The organism is Marinobacter lipolyticus SM19, assembly GCF_000397065.2.
Classification (GTDB): domain Bacteria; phylum Pseudomonadota; class Gammaproteobacteria; order Pseudomonadales; family Oleiphilaceae; genus Marinobacter; species Marinobacter lipolyticus.
In genome coordinates, this window is record NZ_KE007306.1 from 547,049 (window position 1) to 571,452 (window position 24,404).

General features: G+C 57.6%; 23 protein-coding genes. 10 read left to right on the forward strand and 13 right to left on the reverse strand.

The features are described 5' to 3' along the window. Positions 1-14 precede the first annotated feature (14 nt). Positions 15-293 (forward strand): SelT/SelW/SelH family protein, encoded by a 279-nt coding sequence (locus tag MARLIPOL_RS02495; protein WP_012136495.1) that lies wholly within the window; start codon positions 15-17, stop codon positions 291-293. An 88-nt stretch (positions 294-381) separates the two neighbouring features. Further along, the gene (locus tag MARLIPOL_RS02500) at positions 382-2,052 is read left to right on the forward strand and encodes a GMC family oxidoreductase (protein ID WP_012136496.1); all 1,671 of its coding nucleotides are present in this window, start codon (positions 382-384) and stop codon (positions 2,050-2,052) included. A gap of 35 nt (positions 2,053-2,087) precedes the next feature. Here the strand turns inward: MARLIPOL_RS02500 and MARLIPOL_RS02505 are convergent, their stop codons facing one another. Next, positions 2,088-2,768, reverse strand: a complete 681-nt coding sequence (locus MARLIPOL_RS02505) for an NAD-dependent epimerase/dehydratase family protein (RefSeq protein WP_012136497.1) — start codon at positions 2,766-2,768, stop codon at positions 2,088-2,090. 85 nt (positions 2,769-2,853) lie between these two features. Here MARLIPOL_RS02505 and MARLIPOL_RS02510 point away from each other — a divergent pair, with 85 nt between their 5' ends. Then, entirely contained in the window at positions 2,854-3,336 is a 483-nt protein-coding gene (locus MARLIPOL_RS02510; RefSeq protein ID WP_012136498.1) for a DUF4112 domain-containing protein, read from the forward strand. On the opposite strand, the gene MARLIPOL_RS02515 is transcribed toward MARLIPOL_RS02510, so the two are convergent. Further along, on the reverse strand, positions 3,328-4,209 hold the full coding sequence (locus MARLIPOL_RS02515) for a diacylglycerol/lipid kinase family protein (RefSeq protein ID WP_012136499.1): 882 nt from the start codon (positions 4,207-4,209) through the stop codon (positions 3,328-3,330). The genes MARLIPOL_RS02510 and MARLIPOL_RS02515 overlap by 9 nt on opposite strands. Positions 4,210-4,342: 133 nt before the next feature. Beyond that, positions 4,343-5,233: a DMT family transporter gene (locus tag MARLIPOL_RS02520; RefSeq protein WP_012136500.1), complete on the reverse strand. Its 891-nt coding sequence runs from the start codon at positions 5,231-5,233 to the stop codon at positions 4,343-4,345. A gap of 151 nt (positions 5,234-5,384) precedes the next feature. Between MARLIPOL_RS02520 and MARLIPOL_RS02525 the strand changes: the two genes are divergently transcribed. After that, positions 5,385-6,083: a pseudouridine synthase gene (locus MARLIPOL_RS02525; protein ID WP_012136501.1), complete on the forward strand. Its 699-nt coding sequence runs from the start codon at positions 5,385-5,387 to the stop codon at positions 6,081-6,083. A 10-nt stretch (positions 6,084-6,093) separates the two neighbouring features. On the opposite strand, the gene MARLIPOL_RS02530 is transcribed toward MARLIPOL_RS02525, so the two are convergent. Continuing rightward, positions 6,094-6,900 (reverse strand): SDR family NAD(P)-dependent oxidoreductase, encoded by an 807-nt coding sequence (locus tag MARLIPOL_RS02530; RefSeq protein ID WP_012136502.1) that lies wholly within the window; start codon positions 6,898-6,900, stop codon positions 6,094-6,096. Positions 6,901-7,085: 185 nt separating this feature from the next. Between MARLIPOL_RS02530 and MARLIPOL_RS02535 the strand changes: the two genes are divergently transcribed. Further along, positions 7,086-7,790, forward strand: coding sequence for a lytic transglycosylase domain-containing protein (locus MARLIPOL_RS02535; protein WP_012136503.1), 705 nt, complete (start codon positions 7,086-7,088; stop codon positions 7,788-7,790). Further along, positions 7,768-8,340 carry a DUF2845 domain-containing protein gene (locus tag MARLIPOL_RS02540; protein ID WP_012136504.1) on the forward strand — a complete coding sequence of 191 codons (573 nt, stop codon included), beginning with the start codon at positions 7,768-7,770 and terminating at the stop codon, positions 8,338-8,340. Before MARLIPOL_RS02535 ends, MARLIPOL_RS02540 begins: the two co-directional genes overlap by 23 nt. Here MARLIPOL_RS02540 and MARLIPOL_RS02545 read toward each other — a convergent pair. Next, positions 8,334-8,834, reverse strand: a complete 501-nt coding sequence (locus tag MARLIPOL_RS02545) for an acyl-CoA thioesterase (RefSeq protein ID WP_012136505.1) — start codon at positions 8,832-8,834, stop codon at positions 8,334-8,336. The two genes, MARLIPOL_RS02540 and MARLIPOL_RS02545, sit on opposite strands and share 7 nt — an antisense overlap. Before the next feature lie 196 nt (positions 8,835-9,030). Here MARLIPOL_RS02545 and MARLIPOL_RS02550 point away from each other — a divergent pair, with 196 nt between their 5' ends. Beyond that, positions 9,031-9,456 carry a GFA family protein gene (locus MARLIPOL_RS02550; protein WP_012136506.1) on the forward strand — a complete coding sequence of 142 codons (426 nt, stop codon included), beginning with the start codon at positions 9,031-9,033 and terminating at the stop codon, positions 9,454-9,456. A gap of 64 nt (positions 9,457-9,520) precedes the next feature. Here MARLIPOL_RS02550 and MARLIPOL_RS02555 read toward each other — a convergent pair whose 3' ends face one another. From MARLIPOL_RS02555 to MARLIPOL_RS02575, 5 genes are all read right to left on the reverse strand, one after another. Further along, positions 9,521-11,260 carry an extracellular catalytic domain type 1 short-chain-length polyhydroxyalkanoate depolymerase gene (locus MARLIPOL_RS02555; protein ID WP_012136507.1) on the reverse strand — a complete coding sequence of 580 codons (1,740 nt, stop codon included), beginning with the start codon at positions 11,258-11,260 and terminating at the stop codon, positions 9,521-9,523. A 174-nt stretch (positions 11,261-11,434) separates the two neighbouring features. Beyond that, a complete protein-coding gene (locus tag MARLIPOL_RS02560) occupies positions 11,435-11,800 on the reverse strand; it encodes a thiol-disulfide oxidoreductase DCC family protein (RefSeq protein ID WP_012136508.1) in 366 nt (121 codons plus the stop codon). 70 nt (positions 11,801-11,870) lie between these two features. Beyond that, entirely contained in the window at positions 11,871-12,437 is a 567-nt protein-coding gene (gene efpL / locus MARLIPOL_RS02565) for an elongation factor P-like protein EfpL (protein WP_012136509.1), read from the reverse strand. A gap of 136 nt (positions 12,438-12,573) precedes the next feature. Further along, positions 12,574-16,203 (reverse strand): bifunctional proline dehydrogenase/L-glutamate gamma-semialdehyde dehydrogenase PutA, encoded by a 3,630-nt coding sequence (gene putA, locus MARLIPOL_RS02570; RefSeq protein WP_012136510.1) that lies wholly within the window; start codon positions 16,201-16,203, stop codon positions 12,574-12,576. Between the two features lie 167 nt (positions 16,204-16,370). After that, complete coding sequence (locus MARLIPOL_RS02575; protein WP_012136511.1) at positions 16,371-19,904, reverse strand: NAD-glutamate dehydrogenase; 3,534 nt, start codon at positions 19,902-19,904, stop codon at positions 16,371-16,373. 159 nt (positions 19,905-20,063) lie between these two features. Here MARLIPOL_RS02575 and MARLIPOL_RS02580 point away from each other — a divergent pair, with 159 nt between their 5' ends. Beyond that, positions 20,064-20,516 carry an Lrp/AsnC ligand binding domain-containing protein gene (locus MARLIPOL_RS02580; RefSeq protein ID WP_012136512.1) on the forward strand — a complete coding sequence of 151 codons (453 nt, stop codon included), beginning with the start codon at positions 20,064-20,066 and terminating at the stop codon, positions 20,514-20,516. Positions 20,517-20,541: 25 nt separating this feature from the next. On the opposite strand, the gene MARLIPOL_RS02585 is transcribed toward MARLIPOL_RS02580, so the two are convergent. Beyond that, positions 20,542-21,177, reverse strand: coding sequence for a DUF1326 domain-containing protein (locus tag MARLIPOL_RS02585; protein ID WP_012136513.1), 636 nt, complete (start codon positions 21,175-21,177; stop codon positions 20,542-20,544). Between the two features lie 232 nt (positions 21,178-21,409). On the opposite strand from MARLIPOL_RS02585, the gene MARLIPOL_RS02590 reads away from it, so the two are divergent. After that, entirely contained in the window at positions 21,410-21,997 is a 588-nt protein-coding gene (locus MARLIPOL_RS02590) for a LysE family translocator (RefSeq protein WP_036190585.1), read from the forward strand. On the opposite strand, the gene MARLIPOL_RS02595 is transcribed toward MARLIPOL_RS02590, so the two are convergent. Next, the gene (locus tag MARLIPOL_RS02595) at positions 21,959-22,831 is read right to left on the reverse strand and encodes an AraC family transcriptional regulator (protein ID WP_012136515.1); all 873 of its coding nucleotides are present in this window, start codon (positions 22,829-22,831) and stop codon (positions 21,959-21,961) included. The genes MARLIPOL_RS02590 and MARLIPOL_RS02595 overlap by 39 nt on opposite strands. Before the next feature lie 104 nt (positions 22,832-22,935). Here MARLIPOL_RS02595 and MARLIPOL_RS02600 point away from each other — a divergent pair, with 104 nt between their 5' ends. Then, a complete protein-coding gene (locus tag MARLIPOL_RS02600) occupies positions 22,936-23,994 on the forward strand; it encodes a malate dehydrogenase (RefSeq protein WP_012136516.1) in 1,059 nt (352 codons plus the stop codon). Between the two features lie 3 nt (positions 23,995-23,997). Here the strand turns inward: MARLIPOL_RS02600 and MARLIPOL_RS02605 are convergent, their stop codons facing one another. Continuing rightward, entirely contained in the window at positions 23,998-24,306 is a 309-nt protein-coding gene (locus MARLIPOL_RS02605) for a lipoprotein (RefSeq protein WP_012136517.1), read from the reverse strand. Positions 24,307-24,404 lie beyond the last annotated feature (98 nt).

The window sequence follows — 24,404 nt, forward strand, 5'->3', positions numbered from 1 at the left end:
TATTGTGGAGAGCCATGACCAATCGAGTTGATATTCATTATTGCACCGGCTGCCGCTGGCTGATGCGATCGGCCTGGATGGCCCAGGAACTGCTGACCACCTTTGAAGGTGAACTGGATGAACTGACACTGCACCCGGGCACCGGTGGCATTTTCGAGGTCTGGGTAAACGGTACACAAATCTGGTCACGCAAGGAACAGGGGGGATTCCCGGATATCAAGCAGCTCAAGCAACTGGTCCGCGATAAAATCAACCCACAGCGTGACTTAGGGCACTCTGACAGGCAGGTCTGATGAATTAGTCTAAGCCAGGATGTAATTGGTTGCGTAATACGCTACAAAGCCAATAACCACGACAACAAAAACACCCTGGTTAATCGGCATGAACGACAGTACGACATCTGCTTCAGAATACTTCGATTACATCATCGTGGGTGCCGGCACCGCCGGGTGCCTGCTCGCCAATCGTCTCAGCGCCAATCCGGATTACCGGGTACTGCTGATTGAAGCCGGGGGTCGGGACAACTACCACTGGATTCACATTCCCGTGGGTTATCTCTACTGCATCGATAATCCCCGCACCGACTGGCGTTTCAGAACCGAGCCATCGCCCGGCCTCAATGGCCGCACACTGATCTATCCGCGAGGCAAGACCCTGGGCGGCTGCTCCAGCATCAACGGCATGCTCTATATCCGTGGCCAGCGCCGCGACTACAATCACTGGGCAGAGGTGACCGGAGACGACGCCTGGCGCTGGGACAACTGCCTGCCGGACTTCATGCGCCACGAAGATCACTACCGACTCGATGCCGGCGGAGATGCTGACGATCACCATGCGCACTTCCACGGTCACGGCGGTGAATGGCGTGTGGAGCACCAGAGATTGAAATGGCAGGTACTGGAGGATTTCGCCGCGGCCGCAGTGCAGGCGGGTATTCCCCGTACCCGGGATTTCAACCGTGGCGATAACGAGGGCGTTGACTACTTCGAGGTCAACCAGCGTGCCGGCTGGCGCTGGAACACCTCCAAGGCTTTTCTCCGACGAGCCGCCAAACGCCCAAATCTTACGGTATGGCACTCAACCCAGGTACTTGGACTGAAAATAAAACCCAGCGCGGATGTCCAACCTCGATGTTCCGGTGTTCGTATCGCCCGGCCGGGAAAGGGTGAAACCGTCGTGATGGCATCGAAAGAAGTCATCCTGTCAGCCGGCTCCATTGGCTCACCACAACTGTTGCAGCTCTCCGGTATTGGCCCGGCCGACCTGCTCAACCAGCACGATATTCCGGTCGTCGTGGACCTGCCCGGTGTGGGCGAAAACCTTCAGGATCACCTGCAAATTCGCTCGATCTATAAGGTTCACGGTGCCAACACCCTCAACACTATGGCCGCCTCCCTGATCGGCAAGGCGAAGATCGGTCTTGAGTACCTGCTTAAACGCTCGGGGCCCATGAGCATGGCACCGTCCCAGTTGTGCGCCTTCACCCGCAGCTCTGATGACTACGATTACGCCAACATCCAGTACCACGTGCAGCCACTGAGCCTGGATGCCTTCGGGCAGCCCCTGCACGACTTCCCGGCCATCACTGCCAGCGTATGCAACCTAAACCCCACCAGTCGGGGCACGGTGCGTATCCGTAGTCGCGATCCCCGGGATGCGCCGGCCATCGCACCCAACTACCTGAGCACACCGGAAGACCGCAAGGTAGCGGCCGACTCATTGCGTGTCACTCGCCGAATCGCCGAACAGCCGGCCTTTGCCAGGTACCAACCCGAAGAATACAAACCCGGCGTACAGTTCCAGACCGACGACGAACTGGCACGGCTGGCGGGAGACATTGGCACCACCATCTTCCATCCCGTGGGTACCACTCGCATGGGACGGGCCGATGATGACATGGCGGTTGTGGATTCACATCTGAGAGTTCGTGGCGTCAAGGGGCTACGGGTAGTGGATGCCGGCGTCATGCCTGTCATTACCAGTGGCAATACCAACTCACCGACCCTGATGATCGCGGAGAAAGCTGCAGGCTGGATACTGGCGGGCGAATAAACCAGCCAGGAAGCTAAAGAAGTCGAGGGCGGAGCCTAATCTGCCAGGGTCACGATGTCCGGATATTCATGAATTCGGACCACACCGTCACTATCCATGGTCACTGACAATCCACACACCTCGTTCACCATGGCGCGTGCAACGGTGTCAGCCTCAATACCACGGTATTTTTCCAGTGGCCCGAGCAGTGCCCGGTTGACCAGGGGCATGGCCTTCATGCCCAGAGCCTCGGCGGTGCGGTGTTCCTTGCGCTCCCCGAGCAACAGGCTTGGCCGATAAATCGACAGGAAGGGATAACCGAGCCCGCTGATACTGTCTTCCAGCTCCCCTTTAATACGGTTGTAGAACACCGTGGAGGATGACGACGACGCAATCGCGGACATCAGCACAAACGCCCGGGTTCCCCGGGAAAGACCGATTTCCGCCGCTTTCAGGGGATAACTGTAGTCCACCCGACGAAAGGCCCGCTGGGAACCGGCTTTGCGGATGGTAGTGCCGAGACAGCAGACAATGACGTCGACTTCAAACAAATCCGCGTGCTCATCCAGACTGTCAAAATTCACTTCCCGCTGCACCAGTTTTGGATGCTGCCTGTCGGTTTTCCGCCGCACGGGGGTCACCACCGATGCCACCTCATCCCTCGCCAGCAGCCCTTCCACCACCTTGCTGCCGGTGAGACCCGTCGCCCCCAAAACCATAACCGTGATTGCCGTCATTTACCGTAGTCCTCGCATCCATCCTGGCAGAAGGCTAACATTCTACCCCACTCCACACCCAAGAACTTCCGAGGAAAAAGCTGACATGCCCAATGGGGAAACCACCACCGGCCAATCCGAGCTGAGAACCCGACAACAAGCGACCCTTGCCCGGCTCGACACGTTTTCCCGGGTCACTGACACTGCCATCCGGATTCCCTTTACGAGGATTCGTCTCGGTCTGGATCCCATCATCGGGTTGCTGCCGGTGGTGGGTGACCTTATAGGCCTGGTACTGTCCCTGTATGTACTGCTGGAAGCGCACCGGGCCGGCGCCGGCAAGCGCATCAAGGCCCACATGGTCAAGAATATGCTGATCGAGACGTTCGGCGGCATGGTACCTGTGGTGGGAGACGCATTTGATATCGTCTATAAGGCCAACACCCGCAATACACGCCTGCTGCGGGAGTACCTGGAACAGGAGCTTAATCCAGAACCACAACCACGGTTTCCGTGGAGGCAACTGGTTTTTCTGGCTGTCCTGATAGCCATACTGACAGGCCTGATAGCACCGCTGATTCTAGGATGACGATTCCGCTGCCAGCACGGAGGCGCCAATCACCGACAGAGAGTGCGCCCGACACACGACATTCAATGGTGTTTTTCCGGCAACATCACCATCCGCAGTCACCGTCTTTGGTCGACGGGTATCCACTCGGCAATCTTGCCCCTTCAGGTGGACGACCGTGCTCGTGCGTTGGGGCGAGTGTCGATTCAACCGCAGCATAAAAAAAGTCAGCAACAACTGAAGCAGCGGGCGGGGTTTCACAGCAATCACATCCAGACGCCCGCTGTTGACTGCAGCTTCCGGAATTTCATTACCACCACCAAAAAAAGCGCCATTGGCTATCGCAATAGACAACCAGCGGCCACGGACAAACCCCTGATCACATCGAATTTCTGCATGAAACCCGCGTTTTTCGCCCAGTTTTCGCAACAACTCCACTCCATAGCTGAACCGGCCCAACAGTTTCTTCCGAGAGTCGTCAGTCTGACAAACCGGAATCGTGCCCAAACCAATATGCGCCACATTCAGAAACAGCTGATCGTTGAACTCAGCGACATCAACACGCTGGCTTGCACCCTTGCGGATGAGAGCACACAGATCGCCTGGCGCTTCAGGCAGGCCCAGGTTCCTGGCAAAATCATTGGCGGTGCCGGACGGCAGAACTGCCAGCGTGGCGTCATACCTTAGACATAGCCTGGCTCCCACATTCACCGAACCATCTCCGCCGGCGACCATCACCACATCGCCGGGGCGCAATTGCCTGGTCCAGTCGTCACGTTCAAAGTCACAACACGTCGGCTCACGAATACCGGCGTTCGCCAGTTGCGCTAACCAGAAATCACGTCCCCGCTGGCCATTGCCGGCGCTGGAATTCGCTACCAGCCAATAGGTCATTCGAAAGTTCCCTGCCGGAGATTGCCGTACTCCAACGGATATCCGCATGAAGCTTTGCCAAAGATAACTCAGGGTGCCTCTGCCCGCCTCTTTTTCAGGTTACGGTTTGGATAACCGGACCTTAGCACCGGAACTAGGTTGCAGATCGCCGGGTAACTACCAGTGCCACGCCGGTGATGGAAATCGCGCCGCCAACCATGGCCAGAACACCCAAGCGCTCGTCAAACAGTACAAACGCTTCCAGCGCGGTCACAGGCGGCACCAGGTAGAACAGGCTGGCCACCTGCGAAGCCGCCCCCTGGCGGATCAGCCACATCAGCAACAGGATGGCGCCGATGGATACACCAAACACCAGCCAGGCCATGGATAGCTGCAGCTGGAGCGCCCATTCCACCTCCCGGGTTTCCAGAGTGAAAGCCCCGATGGCAAAAAACACTGCCGCGGCGCTGTACTGGATGAGCGTGCCCGCCACCAGATCCGCCTGGGTGCCGTTGCGCTTCTGATACACCGTACCCAGGGATATTCCGGCCAGGGAGAACCCGGCCCAGACCAGCGTCCATAACGGGAAATCCGAGGTATTGCCATCACCGCCGACAAACTTCTCAAGCAATACCAGAGTCACACCCACCAGCCCCAGAGTCAGCCCCAGCCATTGTCGCCCCGAGACACCTTCCTTCAGCACAATCACCGCTGCGGCCGACGTCACCAGCGGTTGCAGGCCGACAATCAGCGACACAATACCTGACGGCATACCGCCCTGAATGGCGTAATACACCCCCCCCAGGTAACAGCCGTGGACCAGCAGCCCGGTCACCGCCAGGTGCCCCGCTCCCCGCCATCCCGGCCAGCGGGTTTTCATCAGCCAGGCCAGCCCTGCCAGCAGCACCAGAGTCAGCAACATGCGGATCAGCAGCAGCGTGAAGGGCTCCGCATACGGAAGCCCGTACTTGGCGCCGATAAAACCCGTGCTCCACAACCACACAAAAAGCGCAGGCACCAGAAAGGTAAAGAAAACTGAACGCATGACCAATTATCCAGACAAAAGTTTTCAGGGTGCAGCCACTTTAAAAGTTAGCAGGCAAACAATACAGATACAGGCAACCGTCTTTTATTCCATTACAGTTACGAGTTCATGACCCTGTCCTGCTCCGGGGCGACCCGTTATCATTCACGCCATGAAACTTTCACGAATCCTCAGCAACCAGAACGGTGTCAGCCGCAAGCATGCGAATGCTCTGGTCGCGGCCGGGCGGGTCACGGTCAACGGCAACGTATGTCGGGAAGGATCCATGGATGTCGACCGCTTCGCCACCGTCGCGGTTGACAACAACATCATCCAGCAGGGCACCGAAGCCCTATACCTGATGTTGCACAAACCCGCAGGCTATCTTAGCGCTACCGAGGATAAGGTACATCCTACGGTACTGGACCTGATTGCCCCGGACCTGCGGGCCGGCCTGCATATCGCTGGACGCCTGGACCGGGCCACCACCGGCCTGCTGATACTGACCAACCACGGTACCTGGTCCCGGGGCCTGACCGAACCCAGGGTCAGGATTCCCAAGGTTTACCGGGTGACCACTGCACACCCGATATCACCGGAAACCGCGGCACGCTTTGCTGAGGGCATCTGGTTTGAATACGAACAACTGACAACCTCACCTGCACACATCGAACCGATCGATGCCACCAACGCCCGACTGACGATTTATGAAGGCCGTTATCATCAGGTGAAAAGAATGTTTCACGCTGTGGGTAACCGTGTTGTCTCCCTGCACCGGGAGCGAATGGGCGCCATAGCCCTTGACCAGACACTGGACCCGGGACAATACCGCACCCTGACCGCTCAGGAGACGCAATCCGTACCGGGGTGATCACGCCGGGTCAGCGGTCCTTGCTCATCTTATGCTTCAGCATGCGGTCCATCTGCCGGAAGGCCGGTTGAGTGAACCGTGTCACAGGGCCTGGCATCGCCGCCAGCGCCAGACTACCCAAGGTACCCACCGGGCTTCCCACCCGCGCAGGGCGTTTGTTCACCGCCTTTACAATCCAGCCGGCAGCCTTGTCCACGTTCATCATTGGCATATGCCGGTAAATGCTGGTTCTTGAAGACATCGGCGTCCGCACCATCGGGAAATACACCACGGTGACGTCAATCCCTTTGTGGCCAAGTTCCGCCAACAGCGACCGGGAAAAAGACTCCAGCGCCGACTTGCTGGCGAGGTAGGCGGAAAACAGCGGGATCGGCACCTGGGACGACAGCGTTGAGATGTTCACCACCTGCCCTTCTCCCTGTTCGAGCATACGGGGCAACAGCTTGAGGGTCAGCCCCACCGCCGCAATGTAGTTGATGTTCATCGTGCGCTGGTAATCGTGCAGGCGGTCCAGGGCCTCGGTGATTGGACGACGTATCGAGTGGGCGGCGTTGTTCACCAGCACATCCACCCGCTGGTGCGCATCAAGAATACGCTCGGCACACTGGTTGAGCGATGCCTCATCGGTCAGGTCCGCCGGGTAGATCCATGCCTGCCCTCCCTCACTGGTGATCTCACGTTGAACACTGGCCAGCTCTTCCTCCCTTCGCGCCACCAGGCACACTCTGGCCCCCTGCTTCGCCAACTGTCTGGCCGCAACCGCACCAATACCACTGGAAGAGCCGGTGATGACCACCGTTTTACCCGCCACGTTCATGATCGTTTTTCCCGCACTTGTGAATGAATCAAAAGCCTATGATCAAAGCCTGTTCAAATACAATGACTGGAGACACCATCACATTTGCGACTATCGACACTTATCGTTACGTTTCTTCCATATCACAACGACGTATACTGGCGATTATCACGCAGATATCCGTTCAGGTTTCTCACGAGTACACAATGACAAGCGGTAATCTTCTCTCCACATCATTACTGACAACCCTGTTGTTGGTATTTCTGTCTCAACCGGTTGCGGGTGGCAGTGTGCAACGTATTGTCCACCCCGACGGCACGGTGGAATATACCAATGTCAAAAACAGCGAACAGCGGCGCGCTTCCAGCAAGAATGAGGTGGTCTATCGCTACCGGGATGAAAATGGCGTGGTCGCCTACAGCAGCAACCAACCGGCAGGGGCTGATTTCGATGTCATCCGCTTTCACTGCTATGCCTGCGATCCGAACTCCAAGGTAAACTGGCGGACCACACCGCTTTACCGCGAGCCCTACCGTGACGAAATCCAGGCCGCTGCGCGGCAATTCCAGATTGATCCGGCCCTGGTTCGCGCAGTCATCCACGCGGAATCTGCATTCAATGCTCGAGCCATCTCTCCCAAGGGCGCCCAGGGGCTAATGCAGTTGATGCCGGCAACGGCCCGGGACCTGGCCGTCAGCAATGCCATGAACGCGGCCGAGAACATCCATGGCGGGGTCAATTATCTGGCGCAGATGCTTAAACGATTCGGCGGCGATACCAGGCTGGCCACTGCTGCCTACAACGCCGGCCCCGGTGCGGTGGGCCGCCATGGCGGCATCCCGCCGTACGCAGAAACCCGAGCCTATGTAGAGCGGGTGGGTATTCTCCATGAACGTTACGCGCGCAACTAAAGTTCTCGCCAGCCTTACCTTACTGCTGACCATCAATCCCGTGATGGCCGCTTTCCGCTGCGGCAGTGCTCTGGTGAGCCAGGGTGACTGGCCGCTGGAAGTGGAAGAACGCTGTGGTGAGCCGGACTACGTTGCGACCTATCCCCAAACCGTTGTACCGGGACTTGGCGTAGTCCAAACCGAGGAACACTGGTACTACAACCGCGGCCCCCAGAGTTTTATTCGTCGATTGGTTTTTCGTAATGGCAAGCTACACCGGGAAGACAGCCTGGGTTACGGCTTTTACCCGGATAACGCTGGCCCCTGCACTACCGGTGCCCTGCAGGAAGGTATCAGCGAGTTCGAAGTCGTCGCCCGTTGTGGTCAGCCCCTGTCAAGGCAAGTGACCTGGCAGGTCGTTACTCCCGGTCGCGCCGGGCTGGCACACCGGAGCTACCCGGTCCCCGTGGAAGAATGGCTGTACGAACTGAGCAATACCCAATTCCGCCGGGTGATCACCCTTCGCAATGGCCGCGTGGTGGATGTGGAGTCCACCAAAAAACCCTACTGACCAGTGCGGCTGGATAATTTTTCCCGTGTCTGCAATCGCCCTTCCCGCCGAATTTCCGCGTTCTCGAACCTGCGCTTCTGTTCGTCGGTTTCAGGAATCGCTTCAGGGACGTCCACCGGCTTATCCTCCTCATCCAGAGCCACAAATGTGAAGAACGCCGACAGGATATGTCTCACTTCTCCGGTGTAACTGTTTTCGGCCTCAACCCTGGCGCCGATTTCCATGGACGACCCCCAGCTTCGGTTCAGTGACAGGCTGAACAGCAGAGTATCGTTCCCTTTCGCCGGCGCGCGGAAGTGAATGGAGTCCACCGCAGCCGTCACACAGACATGCGCCGAATGGCGCTCGGCCACCACCAGTGCCAGTCGATCACACTTGGCCATTATCATGCCGCCGAACACCGTGTTATGTGAGTTCATGTCATTGGGAAACACTTTATAGACATGCTGGTCTATGGCGGACGCGGAAACGGGTCTGGATTTAGGGCTGGGCATGATTCCCTCCTGATGAGCCAAGTTGACAAGCGTACTGAAACAACCCGGTAGATAACAGTGCAAATCAGCTGTGGCCCACTATCGGCACTTTCGAAGTATTTACATCAACAATATGTCTCTGGAACATTAACCCGAGCCCCAATAATAACGGTAAATATGGAAACGTTTTGTATCCACGCAATGGAGGGAGAGCATTATGAGCCAGCATCAAGGCAGCTGTTTCTGTGGTGAAGTGAAATTTCAGGTCAGTGGTGAGCCAGCGGCCATGGGCTACTGTCACTGCGATTCCTGCCGACGATGGTCGGCCGGTCCCGTGAACGCGTTTTCGCTATGGCCACCCGAGAGTTTCAAAGTTCTTGCCGGCGAAGACCAGATCGGCACCTTCCACCTGACGGAACAAAGCTACCGCAAGTGGTGCAAGAAGTGCGGCGGGCATGTCTTTACCGACCACCCGACAATGGGGCTGGTGGATGTGTACGTAGCCAATCTGCCCGACCTGGATTTCAAGCCCGCACTGCATGTGCACTACCAGGAATCCGTACTGCCCATCCACGACGGCCTGCCCAAAATGAAGGATGTGCCTGCGGAAATGGGTGGCTCAGGCGAAACCTTACCCGAATAAGCATCATCCCGGACCAGCCCCTGATCCGGGATGTCATTCTCCCAACAGCTAGCCGGCTTCAGCTTCAGTCGCACTGGCCGATTTCAAAGTAGCCCTCCGCCGTTTCCTTTACCCAACTGTATGTGCCCGAGACCGCCCCCAGGTAGTCGTCTCCACCGGTGGTGTAGTAGCCGCCCGCGTAATAGGCACGACCGGCGGTATCGTGGTTCAGATGGGTATCGTTCCAGTCCTGGCAGGTAAACTCACCACCGGAACCGCCGTCGTCGCCACCGCCGGTACCGCTACAGGCGCTGGGTTCTACGCTGTACCAGAGGCCCGGATCGCCCTCGTACAGGGTGACGCTGCTCCAGGTGTCAAAGGAGCCGCCAATGTCCACATCATCACCCGAGGAGAACGCCCGCAGGTCGGAATTACCACCAGCGTAGGCGCGGCCTTCGGAAATGTGAATATTGGGTGATGAGGTCGCCTGTTCACAGGTTTCCGTGGGCGCGCTGGGATCGTGGACTACTACCTGACGTTCCTTGGTGGTGGTATTGCTATCGCTGTCGTTCGCACTGTAGCTACAGGCGTAGGTCCCCACGGTAGAGGTGTCGACTTCACTGCAATCCGCCGTCACCGAAACCGATCCGTCCTCCGCATCGTCCGCGGTCGCCCCCGGGTCCGTGAAGGCGGTATTAATCGCCACGTACATCGGATTATCCCCGATCAGGGTAATCACCGGGAATCCTTCCGGCTCGGTACCATCCCTGCTGTGACGGTTAAAGAAGTCCCAGATGATGTCCGGGTAACTGGGCCCGACCCGGACCGACCACTTGCCGTTGTTACCGTTTTCACCCCCGACCCAGTAGTGACCGTGGTCGGTGTCCTGGGTGTTGGGCGTGGACAACGGTCCATCCAGATACACGGTTTCAACCACTGAGCGGGTTCCGCTGGTGCCATCGCGGGTATACCGGATGTGTTCACAGCTATAGTTGCTCTGGTAAGACGGTGAACAGGCTGTTGAGGAAGCGTAGGTTTCTCCGGTGGTGTCGAAGGCTGGTTCACCAAACACTTGCAGGTGGGCGTCCCGGGTATTGTCCGCCGCGGTTTTCAGCACCGTGCAATCGTTCTCGTTCTGCAACACCATCAATGGTATCGGGTAGTCGTCGTTGATTTCCGACTCCATGTCGGATGCCACCCGGGACACGCTATGGAATGTCGCACTTCCCGGACACTGTCCGGACAACGAGACAGATGACGAATCCTCGCCATAGGGTAATCCCGATGCTGGTGCAGCGGCTGCCCAGTATTCGTTATGGGCCACTGCCGCAACAGTGGCCATGGCGCCACCGGAAGACAGGCCGGTGATGAAGCGGCGGTTGGCGTCTATGGTGTAATTGGCCTCAACCGCCTGGGCGATCTGGTGCAGGTCCTCCACCTCGCCGGCGCCCTCATGACGATGATGATCAAACCAGAAACCCCAGCAATTCTCATTGCGCAGGCCGTCGTAACTGGTGATGAACGGGGCGACCAGAATAAAGCCGTACTCGTCCGCCGCAGCCTTCAGTCCCCAGTCAGCGAGCACATCGCTGTTGGACTGCTTGCAGCCATGCAACGCCATCACCATGGGCGCGGGTGTCTGGACATTATCAGGTACGTACACCTTGTAATCCCGGGCCCGGGACTGGTTGTAGGATTGTTGTGGCAATGTATAGGAATCGGTCTGACCGGCACTGGCCGGCACGGCAGATAACACCAGGGGAATGCACCCCAGAAGAATGGATATCACACCCCGACGCATCGAACGAGCGATGGAAATCGACATCTGGAACTCCTTTTATTGGATTTATTGTTCGGCAGCCGATTTGAAGAAAGAATTGTGCCAGGACGCCAAGATGTTGTTTTAAAAAGAAGTAGGAAGGGAGAAAGATACTTCAGGTAGCCACAAGTGCCCGGAACTCCGAACAGCTTGTCCGGAACCCAGGACAGACATCATCAACTACTGACTGGTGCTGAGACGCTTGGCCACCCATCGATGATACAGCCACGCGAGAGTGGGCCGAATCACCGGCAAGCCGATCAGCCACGCCAGGGGTTTCAGTGCAGGCACGCGGGACATCAGCAGGATATAGGCGTCCATTTCCCGGTGTACCCTGCCCTGGTCGTCCTTGACGTGCAGCTCCCGGAGAGCCTTGTCAGGATCAATACCCTGACGGCGCAACTCTTCATCACGCCCGGTGATATCCAGCCACTCAACGGACTCCCCGGTCTTCCCCGCCAGCTTTTCGTACCACCGGCGGTCCTTGATGCAGGCGGAGCAAGAGCCATCGTAGAACACCACCAGTTTGCTGGCTGAGGTAGCCATAATCGCCTCCTTCAAGAATCCTGGCGTTACGCCCATTATCAATTCCGAAGGGCGCCCCTTTCAAATCAGGTCAGGCACGTCCCAGGAACCGGCGCTCCTCCACATTCACCTTGATTCTGTCACCTGTGGAAATGTGCTCGGGCACCTGAATCACCAGCCCGGTCGACAGTGTCGCAGGCTTGGTCCGCGCCGTTGCCGAACCGCCCTTGATGGATGGATCAGTTTCCACAATCTCCAGATCTACCGTCGGCGGCAGATCCAGCGCAACCGGGGCGTCGCTCACCAGGATCACCATCAGTCCCTGGGTATCCTCACTGATGAACAGCAGCTCGTCTGCGATGGACTCCCGGTTCAGGCTGTACTGCGTGAAATCCTCGCTGTCCATGAAAACGAACTCGTCGCCATCCGAATAGGAAAAGGTCGCCGGTCTGCGAACCAGATCGGCCAGGTTCAGCATGTCCGAGTCCTTGAAGGTCTCGTCGATCTTGTTACCTGTAACCACGTCATACATCCGCATGCGGTAGAGGCTGCCACCGGCTCGCCCCTGGGGAACGGAGCGCTCGATGTCCTTGACGAAGTAGGCCCTGCCTTCATATTCAACCGCGGAGTTCTTCTTGATTTCACTGGCTTTTGGCATGTCTTCAGATTCCGGAACAATGAATGGAAAATCAAAGTTGCTGATATACCACGAAGGCGGGCGACATGCGATAGCGATCTGTCGGGAACTGCGAGTGGCCCCTTCCCTGGGGCGACTCACTACTGGCGGGAAGGGCTTACTCGGAGGCAGCGATCAGACTGGCGTTACCACCGGCGGCGGTGGGATCCACGCACAGGTGGCGCTCAATCACAAACCGCTCGTCAAGAGTATGTTCCGTGATCAGCGGCAACAGCGCGCCGTCACGTTTCGCCAGTGCCTGACGGTATTCCCCCAGCAGGCACGGCTCGGCACAACTCACCACCGCCTGGAAACCACGCGCCATTGCCAGGGCTTCGGGTTCCAACAGTCCCTCAACACCCACGATCGGCAGGCCGGCCTGGACGGCACGGTTTACGGTGTCCTCCACTCCAGGTGCGATTACGACAACTTTGTTACCCTGGGAAAGCGCCATCGCCGCCTGCTCCAACGCGGTTTGCTTGTCCGGGCCGAGACAGAGAACAATGCCACGGGCGTGGTTTGACAGGCGGTTCAGCTCGCCGGTTGGACCAGGCAACTCTTCGACATGGGCATCCAGCGGCTCCGGAGCCTCCCCGAAAACCGGCTTCATGGCCTCGATTCTGGCCTCCGGAGCCTGCGTATTCATATCGCGCAGCTTACCAATCAGCCCCTCAAGTTTCTTGATATCAACAGGCCGGGCACCAGCGTCCGCCGGACGTTCAACCGTTACCCCTTTCAGGAAACGACGAACGTACTGCGGACCACCTGCCTTGGGACCGGTCCCCGACAGGCCCTCGCCACCAAACGGCTGGGAGCCCACAATGGCACCAATCTGATTGCGGTTGACGTAAGTGTTGCCCACCTTGATCCGGCTTGAAATCCGCTCAACACGGCGATCAACCCGGCTGTGAATACCAAACGTCAGGCCATAGCCCCTGGCGTTGACGGCATCCACCACTTTGTCGATATCCTTCGCAGCAAAGGTGGCCACATGCAGTACCGGGCCAAAGATCTCTTCTTCCATTTCCTCAATGCCGCTGACCTGGAGCACTGCCGGAGAGACGAACAGCCCCTTGTCGGGAACCGGGAGCTTCTTCAGCAAGCGACCATTACGCTCGAACTTCTTGCAGTGATCGACAATTTTATTCCTGGCGGTTTCATCAATAACCGGGCCCACATCCGTGGACAACAACCAGGGATCACCGATACCCAGTTCTTCCATGGCACCGTAGAGCATCGCCAGCAGGTGGTCGGCGATGTCTTTCTGCACGTAGAGCATACGCAGCGCCGAACAACGTTGACCCGCACTCTGGAAGGAGGAGGCCAGCACATCCCGCACCACCTGTTCCGGCAGTGCTGTGGAATCCACGATCATGGCGTTAAGACCACCGGTCTCGGCTACCAGTGGCGCATCCGGGGCCATGGTTTCGGTCATCATCTTGTTGATGCTCTGGGCCGTTGCGGTGGAACCGGTGAAGCACACCCCGGCCACCCGGGAATCGGCGGTCAGCGCAGCCCCAACGGTCGCGCCCGTGCCGGGCAGCAACTGAATGGCATCGCGGGGTATACCGGCTTCATGCATCAGTTCTACCGCCCGTGCGGCCAGCAGAGACGTCTGCTCGGCGGGCTTGGCAACCACGGTGTTACCCGCAGCGAGATTGGCCAGAATCTGGCCAGTAAAGATGGCCAGTGGGAAGTTCCACGGCGAGATACAACACATCACGCCACGGGCATCACCGCTGTCTTTATTACGGATGGCCTCATTGGCGTAGTACTGGGCGAAATCCACTGCTTCGCGGATCTCGGCAACTGCATCCAGCAGGGACTTGCCGGCCTCACGGGTAGTCAGCGCGAACAGCTCGTAGGCATGCTCTTCATAAAGGTCACCCACCTTACGCACTAACGCCGCCCGCTCTTCAACGGGTGTTTTGGACCAGCGGCTGAAAGCAGATGTAGCAGCGGTAATAGCGGTATCCACGTCCGCATCGGAAGCATAGGTCACATGTCCGACCAGATCGTCCGGATTGGCGGGATTACGCACCACCTGAACCTCGGTACTGACCACTTCGCCAGCAATCACCGGGCCGCCCTTCCAGCGATAATCCCGGTAGGCATCGCGACCTTGATCAATCTCTTTCACCGTGACCGGATCAGTGATGTCCCAGCCCTTGGAGTTACGGCGGTGCTCTCCAAACAGCTTGAACGGATGCACGATCGCCTTGCTGGAAATGTTGCTGCCCATTTCTTCCACGCTGAGGATCGGGTCCTTGGCGATTTCTTCCGGGGTGATGCGGGTATCGACAATCTGGTTCACGAACGAACTGTTAGCGCCGTTCTCAAGCAGACGGCGAACCAGATACGCCAGCAGATCCTTGTGGGGGCCAACCGGTGCATAAATTCGACACGGAACACCGCTCACTTTCAGCACCTCGTCGTGCAGGGATTCACCCATGCCATGCAAGCGCTGGAATTCATAGCTGTCCACGCCTTTGACTTTTGCCAGTTCAAGAATCGAGGAAACTGAGTGGGCGTTATGGGTGGCGAACTGCGGATAGATCCGATCCGCCATGTTCAGTAGTTTGGTGGCACAGGAAACAAACGATACATCGCTGCATGCCTTGCGGGTGAACACCGGAAAACCACTCAGACCCATTACCTGGGCACGCTTGATCTCGGCGTCCCAGTAAGCCCCCTTGACCAGACGAACCATGAAACGGCGATTGTATTTTTCGGCCAAGCCATAGAGCCAGTCCAGCGTGTATGACGCCCGCTTGCCGTAGGCCTGGACCACCACGCCGAAACCATCCCAGCCGGCCAGTTCGGGATCGGACACCAGGGCTTCGATCACATCCAGAGACAAATCCAGACGATCCTGTTCCTCGGCGTCAATGTTAAAGCCCATGTTGGCCGCCGCTGCCTTCCTGACCAGCGTGCGGGCGCGGGGCAGTAACTCGTTCATCACCCGTTCCTTGTTGCCGTACTCGTAACGGGCCAGCAACGCGGAGAGCTTGACGGAAATCCCCGGATTCTTGCGCACATCCCCTTCGCAGGCCTTGGCAATGCTGCCGATAGCGTTGGAGTAGGATGCAAAATAACGCTTGGCGTCGTCATCGGTGCGGGCGGCTTCGCCCAGCATGTCATAGGAATAGGTGTAGCCCTTGGCCATATACTCTTTGGCTTCGTCCTGGGCTTCATCGATGTCGCGGCCCAGCACGAACTGGCGCCCCATTTCCTTCATCGCCTGACCGGCTACGGTACGGATCACTGGTTCACCGAAACGCTTGAGCAGCTTGCGCAGGGTATCGCCCACTGTGTTGCGCTCCGAATCCCTGAGCAGATTGCTGGTCATCAACAGGGCAACCGTGGCGGTATTGATCAGCGGCGAAGAGGCCCTACCAACATGGGCGCCCCAAGCGCCGGAAGTGATTTTGTCTTCAATAAGCTCGTGGATGGTGGTGTTGTCAGGTACACGCAGCAGTGCCTCCGCCAGGCACATCAACGCAACGCCCTCTTTGGTTGTGAGGCCGTATTCCGCCAGGAACTTTTCCATAATGGTGGATTTGGCGTTCTTGCGGACGCTGCGTACCAGGTCGGCAGCGCGGGCGGAGATAGCCTCCCGCTCTGGCTCGGACAATTGAGCGCCAGCAATCAACTCACGAATCACTTGGTATTCGTCAGCCAGGTAGTAATCACGAATGGCCTGCCGGCTATCGACAAGTGCGGGAGTCACTGACTGCTGCGGTCTCATAGTTGTACCCTCTTAGTTGTTTATCTGTCTCGCATTCTACCGAGATCAACAAAGACTGTTTCTCTATTAGAACCGCACCTGCTTACCATTTTGTCTTTTTTGTCACTTAAATTTTATTTAATTCCCCACCAAAAAATTAATGCTTAGACATTTTTCCTGCAAGAGCTTCATCGCTCGGTGTTGGAAGCCAACTCCCGAAGTACGCCGTGAGCAACCGAGAAAACTGCACAATCAACCTCGTTGGAAGCCTGCATATCACCCAGCATTTGTTTCCAGCGCCCCAATAGGGGCTGTTTGTCCTCACGCCAGACCTCCAGCAACTGCTCCGGAGAAAGCTTCCCGGGGGCCTCGTCAGGCCCTACGGAAAACACGCTGGAGGTGAGATACCGCAGTTTCTGATCGAGCTCATCCCGATAGTGTATTGTAGCCAGCACTTGCCAATGGCCCCGCGCCCGGAATACCCGCATCTGCCTGTCCAGCCAGGTCAGATTCAGACTTTCTCCCAACCGGAAGTACACCCATGCCACGGACTCAAGAGGCTGGTCCAACTGCCGGGATATCTCAATCATATCCATCAACCAATAACGGCTCTCAGCAGAAGCACAATAAGCTGCAAGATGCTCCGGCACCTCTTCCTTATGGTACTCCTCATAACGTTCCTGCCAACGACTTTCCGGGATCACCATCGCCAACCGTTCCGTAGATGCCAACACCTCGGCCAGGGGCTCCTGATAACGCCCCACGCAGTTGTCCGGATCCAATCCGTGCCAGCGATTTTGCAACAACCAGCGAGTACTTCGTGTTACCAGACGAATCACATCCGCGAACATTTCGGCCTGAACCCGGGCACTGATCTGACCGTCCAGCGCTTCAATTTCGGTCCATTTGGCATCTACGCCATGGACGCGCAGGGAGATCAGGTAGGCAGCGGCCAAGCGACCGCAGGCGACCCCGGTGGCATTGCGAATCTTGTCCACCCAGGTAATGCCCATGCGGTTGACGATATCGTTGGCGATCTGGGTCGCGGAGATCTCGGCACGCAACGGGTGCGTCTCTACAGCATCGGGGAAAGCCTCCCGCAAAGACGCAGGAAAGGCCGAATGAAGCGCCGATGCAAAGCGATGATCGTGAACGATGGGAGCAGTGAGCAACGCCTGCTTGAGCTCGATCTTGGCGTAGGACACGAGCACCGCAAGCTCCGGACGGGTAAAGCTGGCGGCACGCTCACGCCGGGCCAGTAGCTCATCATCGTCGGGCAGGAATTCGAGCGCCCGATCGAGCTTGCCTTCAGTCTCCAGACGTCGCATAAGGCGTTCATATTCATCTGCCGAAGCCACAACACCACTCTGGGCAAGGCTCAACGTCATGGCCTGCCGGTAATTGTTTGTCAGTACCAGATCGGCCACTTCGGGGGTCATCGCCCGCAGCATCCGGTTGCGTTGGTCCAGGGTCAGCCGCCCCTGCTGAACCAAATCGTTGAGCAGGATTTTGATATTGACCTCATGGTCCGAGCAATCAACCCCACCGGCATTATCGATAAAGTCACTGTTGGCGGCACCGCCAGTTCGGGCAAAACCGATACGACCAAGTTGGGTCACCCCAAGGTTGCCCCCCTCACCCAACACCTTGCAGCGCAACTGGTCGCAATTGATCCTTAACCCGTCATTGGATTTATCACCCACGTCTTCGTGGGATTCTTCCCTGGCCTTCACATATGTGCCGATACCGCCGTTCCACAGCATATCCACCGGGGCCTTGAGCAGGGCGCTGATCAACTCGTTGGGGGATAACCGGTTGTCCTCCAGGTTGAGCAGTGCGCACATCTGCGGCGAAAGCGGAATCGATTTCATGGACCGGGAAAATACCCCACCGCCCTCACTTATCAGCCGGACGTCGTAATCAGCCCAGCTCGAGCCGGGCGTCTGAAACAGTCGCTGGCGTTCAGCAAAGGTAGCACTGGCATCCGGTTCCGGGTCGATAAAAATATGCTGGTGGTTGAACGCACCCACCAGGCGAATACGGTCCGACAGCAGCATGCCGTTACCGAAGACATCGCCGGCCATATCCCCGATGCCAACCACAGTAAATTCATCCTTCTGGGTATCCAGCCCTTTCTCCAGGAAATGGCGTTTCACCGATTCCCAGGCACCGCGCGCGGTAATGCCCATTTTCTTGTGGTCGTAGCCTTCACTGCCACCGGAGGCAAACGCATCGCCCAGCCAGAAACCGTACTCCTCCGACAGCCGGTTGGCGATGTCGGAGAAGGTCGCAGTTCCCTTGTCGGCGGCGACCACCAGGGAGGTATCGTCATCATCATGGCGAACCAGATCTGCCGGGGGGACAACCACGCCACCTTCCAGATTGTCCGTCAGATCCAGCAGCCCCCGGATAAAGGTCTGGTAGCAGGCGATGCCTTCCGCCCGCAGGTCCTCGCGGGAACCGTCGCGAGGCGGCTGCTTGACGATAAAGCCACCTTTGGCTCCAACCGGCACAATAACCGAATTCTTGACCTGCTGGGCCTTGACCAGCCCCAGGATCTCGGTTCGGTAGTCCTCCACACGATCGGACCAGCGCAGACCACCCCGGGCGACCGGGCCAGCCCGAAGGTGAACACCTTCCACGCGTGGTGAATACACAAACACCTCAAAGCGTGGGCAGGGCTTGGGGATATCGGGAATAGCGGCAGGATCGAGTTTGAATGACAGGTAGCCTTTGATCTGGCCACCGTGCTGGTGCTGGTAGTAGTTGGTTCTCAGTGTTGCCTTGATCAGCACATAGAACCGTCTGAGGATGCGGTCGTCATCCAGACTCTCCACGGCTTCCAGAGCGCCAAGGATATCGCTCTCAATCCTCCCGGCCATCACCTCCCGGGTTTCCGCCGGAATGTCCGGATCAAATCGCGCGTTGAAGTAGACCACCAGCATCGAGGTAATGTTCAGGTGACGCGCCAGGGTGTCGGCAATAAACGGTTGGCTGAAACCAAAACGTATCTGCTTGATATACCGGGAATACGCCCTCAACAACGCCACTTCGCGCCAGCCCAGCCCTGCAGCCATGATGAGCTGGTTGAAGTCGTCATTTTCCGCGAAGCCATTCCAGATTTCACGAAACGCTTCCTGCAACAGGGGTTTGGCCTTTTCCAGGTCGGCGCCACGGCAATGGGAGTGGCTCTCCACGGTAAAGTCACTGACGCCGAAATGTTCCCCGTCCCGCCGCTGAACCCGATAGGGATGCTCTCCCAGCACACGCATCCCCAGGTTCTCGAGGATCGGAATGACATCCGAGAGAATCACCGGGTTGCCCTGGCTATAAAGCTTGAAGTTCAGCTCTCCGTCGGACAATGGCTGTTTATCGGCTGATGGCTCCACAAGCCGGTAAAAACGCATGGGCACATCAGAACTGACGGCGATGGACTGGATCTGGTGGATGTCGCCAATGGCCTCCGCCACGGGAAAGCGCGCCCGGTATGCGGAAGGAAAGCCGCCACTGAACATCTGAGCACACAGACCACCGGACGCCTCACCCAGTGACTCAACCAACTGAGCATGCAGATCATCGTCCCAGGACTGAGACTCGGTCATCATCTTCGCGACAACTTCCCTCAGGTTCCTCGTGCTGTGGGGATCCGACTCCTGATCCTGGAGAGCGTCAGCAAGTTGTTCCAGCAAGGTTTGTTGTTGTGATGGGCGGGACTGTGGCATGGAGCGTCTCCGGGTACATTCAACTGGGTATATGGAATGGAGGAAGTTCCAGTATACTCAACTCCCCGAAGTCTCATTGACCATATAGTTTCAAAATACAGGTATTTTGATTATATTTTGGTCTTGGTTCAGCCGTTCATCCAGCCAGGAAACAAAGTTATGGTCGAATTGGATAGAATCGATCACGCCATCATTCGCGAACTTCAGAAGCACGCCCGGATCACCGTGACCGAGCTCGCCTCACGTGTGGGGCTATCAAAGACACCCTGCCAGGTTCGCATGCGTCGGCTCGAAGAACAGGGCTACATCACCGGCTACACCGCACTGGTTAACCAGACCAAACTCGGGCAGAGCCATATCGCTTTCGCACAGGTCACTCTGCACGACACCAGCAGCCAGTCCCTGACCGCTTTCAACACAGCCGTGAAGCAGATTTCCGCCGTCGAGCAATGCCATATGATCGCCGGCAACTTCGACTACCTGCTCAAGGTAAGGACGCGAAACATGGCAGAGTATCGACAGGTACTGGGGGAACAGATCTCGGCCCTGCCCCATGTGTTGCAAACCAGCACGTTTGTGGTGATGGAGAGCGTCAAGGATGCGGGGCTGTAAGCGAAAACAACAGCCCCCCATTCACCTATCGATAAACGCCACTCGGCCCGATATCCAGATGGGACAGATGGCAGTGGCTGGCATCCAGATCCATGGGAACGCCAGCTTGGGCACTTGTGCTGCCCCTGGCCACTTCCGCCACCGCATATTCAAAACCACCAGGCAAATCGATACGCGCCTGATGCTCCTCACCTGAAACCGGATTGATAATAGGCTCCCCGGACGCGTTGATCATGTCGGCCACCCGGACACTGGCGCGACGCCCCTCAACATCACAGTCCAGCTGAATCGAACAGAACACCGGATCGTGCATTTTAGTCAACGTACTGGCAAATACATTGAAAAACGTGGCCCCGGGCTCTGACGTTTCGCCGGACAGTATCGACATCAGAGCTTCGCGCTGCTCAGGCGTTGCCCGTTCATCGACAAAAGCCTGGCCCTGCCCGTTACCCTCATGGATGGCTCCCGGCCATTGCAGTGTCATTGCAAATGACAAGCCGTCCAGACGAGTATCGCCAAAATACCCGTCTTCAATCCGCACTGCAGCAAATGCCTTGCAGTCCCCATGGGTCGGCCGACCCATGAACTGGCAGGGGCAACCTACCTCACAATTACAGTTTACGAATTCCAATCCCTTGATGCGCCAATCAACCGTGTTCATCTCCGTCACTCCTGTAAGCAACGCAGTGTATGTGGATAAAGGGTAGTTCAGATCAAGGGGCGTCATTAGACGAATACGAACCCAGAAATGTCCGGATATAATTATCAGCATTACCTGGATCATTCCGCTACATGACAGATTTCGGGACAGAACAATTTTGTGCAATACCCGCTTTCATTAAGGCGCCAGACTCCTTCGGTCTACCCTCACTGAAAGGAGCTTGTCCATGACCCTGTCCCTGATATTGCCCATGTCCGCATTTGCACTGGCCGCCTCTATATCGCCGGGCCCGGTCAATCTTGTGTGCCTGAGCAGCGGCACCCGCTATCGCCTGCGCAAAGGATTGTGGTTTGTCACCGGCGCCACCCTGGGATTCATTGCTCTCTTCCTCGCCATAGGATTCGGGCTGCATTCGGCACTTGCCTGGATTCCGGGATTTGAACGGTTGCTGACCTGGGCCGGTATCGCGTTTCTGCTTTACCTGAGCTATCGCCTGGCCGTGGATGATGGACAAATCTCTGAAGAAGCTCCCGACGGGGCACCCGGGTTCTGGACTGGTGCACTTATGCAGTGGCTCAATCCGAAGGCGTGGCTGGCTTCTGTCTCAGGCATCGGGGCGTACACTTCCGGTGGCGATCTGACCCAACTGACGATCTTTGCCGCCCTGTATCTACCGATCTGCTGGCTATCCCTGTCCACCTGGGTGCTGACCGGGCGCTTTCTCCGCCAGCATATCCAGCGCCCTTCACTCTTGCGTGCGGTTAATCGCGCCTTGGCCGCCTTACTTGCGGCGAGTTGTCTGTACCTGATCCTTGATTAACGGTCGACCGTACTGACCCGGTGTGGCGGCAACCAGGCGCTTGAACACCCGCTGGAAGTGAGGTTGATCAAAGAACCCCGCGGCCAGGGCGGCGTCGGCGATCGGAGCGCCTTGCTTCAGAGCGCGCTGCCCAAGCTGAATACGGCGGTTGATCTGATAGGCGTAGGGCGTCATCCCGAAGTGTTTGCGGAACACCCGCACCAGATGCGAGGGAGACAACGCCACGCGATCCGCCATCCACGTCAGGGACAACTCGTCCACGCAGTGATCATCCAGGTACCGGGCAAGCTCCTGAATCGGGCCGGGCGCAGGTGGGAACGGCCCGCCAGACCGCATCGATGGTGCCGAAACCGACACCATTACCTCAGACAGAAACGTTTCCGTCCGGTCCCGTTTTTGCTGTATCGACACCTGCTCATCCAACAGGCAATCTGCCAGATCCCGGAACCCCAAAAACAACGGTTCCGACCGGCTGACATCGCAATCCAGGTCCTGCCAGACCGGCTCATCGATCAACCCCAGTCGGAACCGAAGCCTTGCCAGCCATTCGGCATTCACATACAGCATCAGGTAGGCCCATGGCTGATTTTCAATGGGGTTGCAGTTGTGCACCCATTCCGGGTTCATGAATACCGATGACCCGGCACCGACCCGATAGCGCCTATCCACATAGATAAACGTACTCTGACCAGCCGTAATGGCACCCATCGACCACTGGGTGTGGGTATGCGGTGCGTAACACACCTTGCGACCATCCTCGACGACCCGAAGTTCGACATGAGGCAGCCGACTGTCGCGCCAGAATATCGGTTGGGGGGTGGATGACCTGCTCATACCGTCACTCATGTCGGATTTGTGGAGATTGGCTCTTGGAGGAATTTCCTACTGCACAGTGCTAGAGTTTAATTGGAACGCCCACAGACACAAGGGAGGTCTCCATGAAACGTCCCGTCAGAATTGCAATCACCGGTGCTGCCGGTAGCGTCTGTTACTCCCTGCTGTTCAAGATCGCCACCGGCGAAATGATCGACCAGGATCAGCCCGTTATCCTGCAGCTCATCGAAGTGCCCGAGGCCATGGGGGCGTTGCGCGGCATAGCCATGGAACTGGAAGACTGTGCCTTCCCGTTACTGCACAGCATCAGCCTGCATGACAAATTTGAAGAAGGTGTAGTCGGTGCCCACTTTGTATTGCTACTGGGCGCCAAACCCCGTGGACCAGGTATGGAGCGCAGCGAACTGATTGCCGTGAACGCCCCGGCCTTTGCCGACCAGGGCCGCGCCATCAATCAGTTCGCCAACCGGGACGTAAAAGTACTGGTAGTGGGCAATCCCGCCAATACCAACGCGCTGTGCGCCAGCCGTAACGCCCCGGACCTTTCGCCGGCGCAGTTTACCGCCCTCACCCGACTGGATCACAACCGTGCGCGGGGCATTCTGGCCAACCACACCGGAGCCAACCCCAAGGACATTCGGCGCGTCACGATTTGGGGCAACCACTCCAACACCCAGTTCCCCGACCTGGGCCACGCCACCATCTACGGTGAGCCGGCGATGTCCCAGGTGGATGAGAACTGGTACCGCGATCACTTTATCCAGAAGATCCAGAAACGTGGAGCGGCTGTTATTGAAGCCCGCGGGCGCTCCAGCGCGGCTTCCGCAGCCCAGGCCGTGATCAACCACATGCACGACTGGATCAATGGTACGGACGAGAATGACTGGGTCAGTATGGCCATCGTCAGCGATGGCAGTTACGGCATCGCAAAAGGCATCGTCTATTCCTTCCCGGTGCGTTGCGACTACGGTCGCTTTCAAATTGTACGGGGGCTGAAGATCAGTGACTTTGCGCGAAAAAAAATGACCGCGACCGAGCAGGAGTTACTCACGGAAATGAAGACCGTCGCCGACTTGCTCCCCAAAGAAACGGAAGCGTCACACCAGAATCTCTCGGTGGGCCTGCGGTCGGGGCAGTACCTGCGGACCGACCGGGTGCGTTAATCATTACCCGACAGGCTGGCAGCCGCGGACCGCAAGCGCGATGTTGGCGCTGGCCTTGATTTGCTCGTAGTAACTCTCAGCGGAGCTCGCGCCCGTCTGGACCATGGAACCGGCGGTCGGGGTCACCAGGGCAGCCAACTGCTGCAATGACTGGGCGGACTGCTTGTCCTGTTGGTAGGTATCAAAGGCCTGGTAGATTTCGCTGCAGGTCACACCGTCACCGTCAGTGGCGGCGGACGTCATGTAGCCGGATGTCTGGCAACCAGCCAAAGCGGTTGTCAGGAAAAGTGGAAACAGAAATACCTTCTTCAATGGATGCTCCTCCAGATTATTGAAAGCGGGTGGGGTTTTACCCCAACCCCGTCGTGCGGGCAACGTCAATACACGCCAAAGTCAGGTCTCCGGTTCCC

Bases quoted from the DNA above. Each gene is read 5' to 3' on its own strand.
- MARLIPOL_RS02495 (WP_012136495.1), top strand. From the start codon at position 15: ATGACCAATCGAGTTGATATTCATTATTGCACCGGCTGCCGCTGGCTG.
- MARLIPOL_RS02500 (WP_012136496.1), top strand. From the start codon at position 382: ATGAACGACAGTACGACATCTGCTTCAGAATACTTCGATTACATCATC.
- MARLIPOL_RS02505 (WP_012136497.1), bottom strand. From the start codon at position 2,768: ATGACGGCAATCACGGTTATGGTTTTGGGGGCGACGGGTCTCACCGGC.
- MARLIPOL_RS02510 (WP_012136498.1), top strand. From the start codon at position 2,854: ATGCCCAATGGGGAAACCACCACCGGCCAATCCGAGCTGAGAACCCGA.
- MARLIPOL_RS02515 (WP_012136499.1), bottom strand. From the start codon at position 4,209: ATGACCTATTGGCTGGTAGCGAATTCCAGCGCCGGCAATGGCCAGCGG.
- MARLIPOL_RS02520 (WP_012136500.1), bottom strand. From the start codon at position 5,233: ATGCGTTCAGTTTTCTTTACCTTTCTGGTGCCTGCGCTTTTTGTGTGG.
- MARLIPOL_RS02525 (WP_012136501.1), top strand. From the start codon at position 5,385: ATGAAACTTTCACGAATCCTCAGCAACCAGAACGGTGTCAGCCGCAAG.
- MARLIPOL_RS02530 (WP_012136502.1), bottom strand. From the start codon at position 6,900: ATGAACGTGGCGGGTAAAACGGTGGTCATCACCGGCTCTTCCAGTGGT.
- MARLIPOL_RS02535 (WP_012136503.1), top strand. From the start codon at position 7,086: ATGACAAGCGGTAATCTTCTCTCCACATCATTACTGACAACCCTGTTG.
- MARLIPOL_RS02540 (WP_012136504.1), top strand. From the start codon at position 7,768: ATGAACGTTACGCGCGCAACTAAAGTTCTCGCCAGCCTTACCTTACTG.
- MARLIPOL_RS02545 (WP_012136505.1), bottom strand. From the start codon at position 8,834: ATGCCCAGCCCTAAATCCAGACCCGTTTCCGCGTCCGCCATAGACCAG.
- MARLIPOL_RS02550 (WP_012136506.1), top strand. From the start codon at position 9,031: ATGAGCCAGCATCAAGGCAGCTGTTTCTGTGGTGAAGTGAAATTTCAG.
- MARLIPOL_RS02555 (WP_012136507.1), bottom strand. From the start codon at position 11,260: ATGTCGATTTCCATCGCTCGTTCGATGCGTCGGGGTGTGATATCCATT.
- MARLIPOL_RS02560 (WP_012136508.1), bottom strand. From the start codon at position 11,800: ATGGCTACCTCAGCCAGCAAACTGGTGGTGTTCTACGATGGCTCTTGC.
- efpL (WP_012136509.1), bottom strand. From the start codon at position 12,437: ATGCCAAAAGCCAGTGAAATCAAGAAGAACTCCGCGGTTGAATATGAA.
- putA (WP_012136510.1), bottom strand. From the start codon at position 16,203: ATGAGACCGCAGCAGTCAGTGACTCCCGCACTTGTCGATAGCCGGCAG.
- MARLIPOL_RS02575 (WP_012136511.1), bottom strand. From the start codon at position 19,904: ATGCCACAGTCCCGCCCATCACAACAACAAACCTTGCTGGAACAACTT.
- MARLIPOL_RS02580 (WP_012136512.1), top strand. From the start codon at position 20,064: ATGGTCGAATTGGATAGAATCGATCACGCCATCATTCGCGAACTTCAG.
- MARLIPOL_RS02585 (WP_012136513.1), bottom strand. From the start codon at position 21,177: ATGAACACGGTTGATTGGCGCATCAAGGGATTGGAATTCGTAAACTGT.
- MARLIPOL_RS02595 (WP_012136515.1), bottom strand. From the start codon at position 22,831: ATGAGCAGGTCATCCACCCCCCAACCGATATTCTGGCGCGACAGTCGG.
- MARLIPOL_RS02600 (WP_012136516.1), top strand. From the start codon at position 22,936: ATGAAACGTCCCGTCAGAATTGCAATCACCGGTGCTGCCGGTAGCGTC.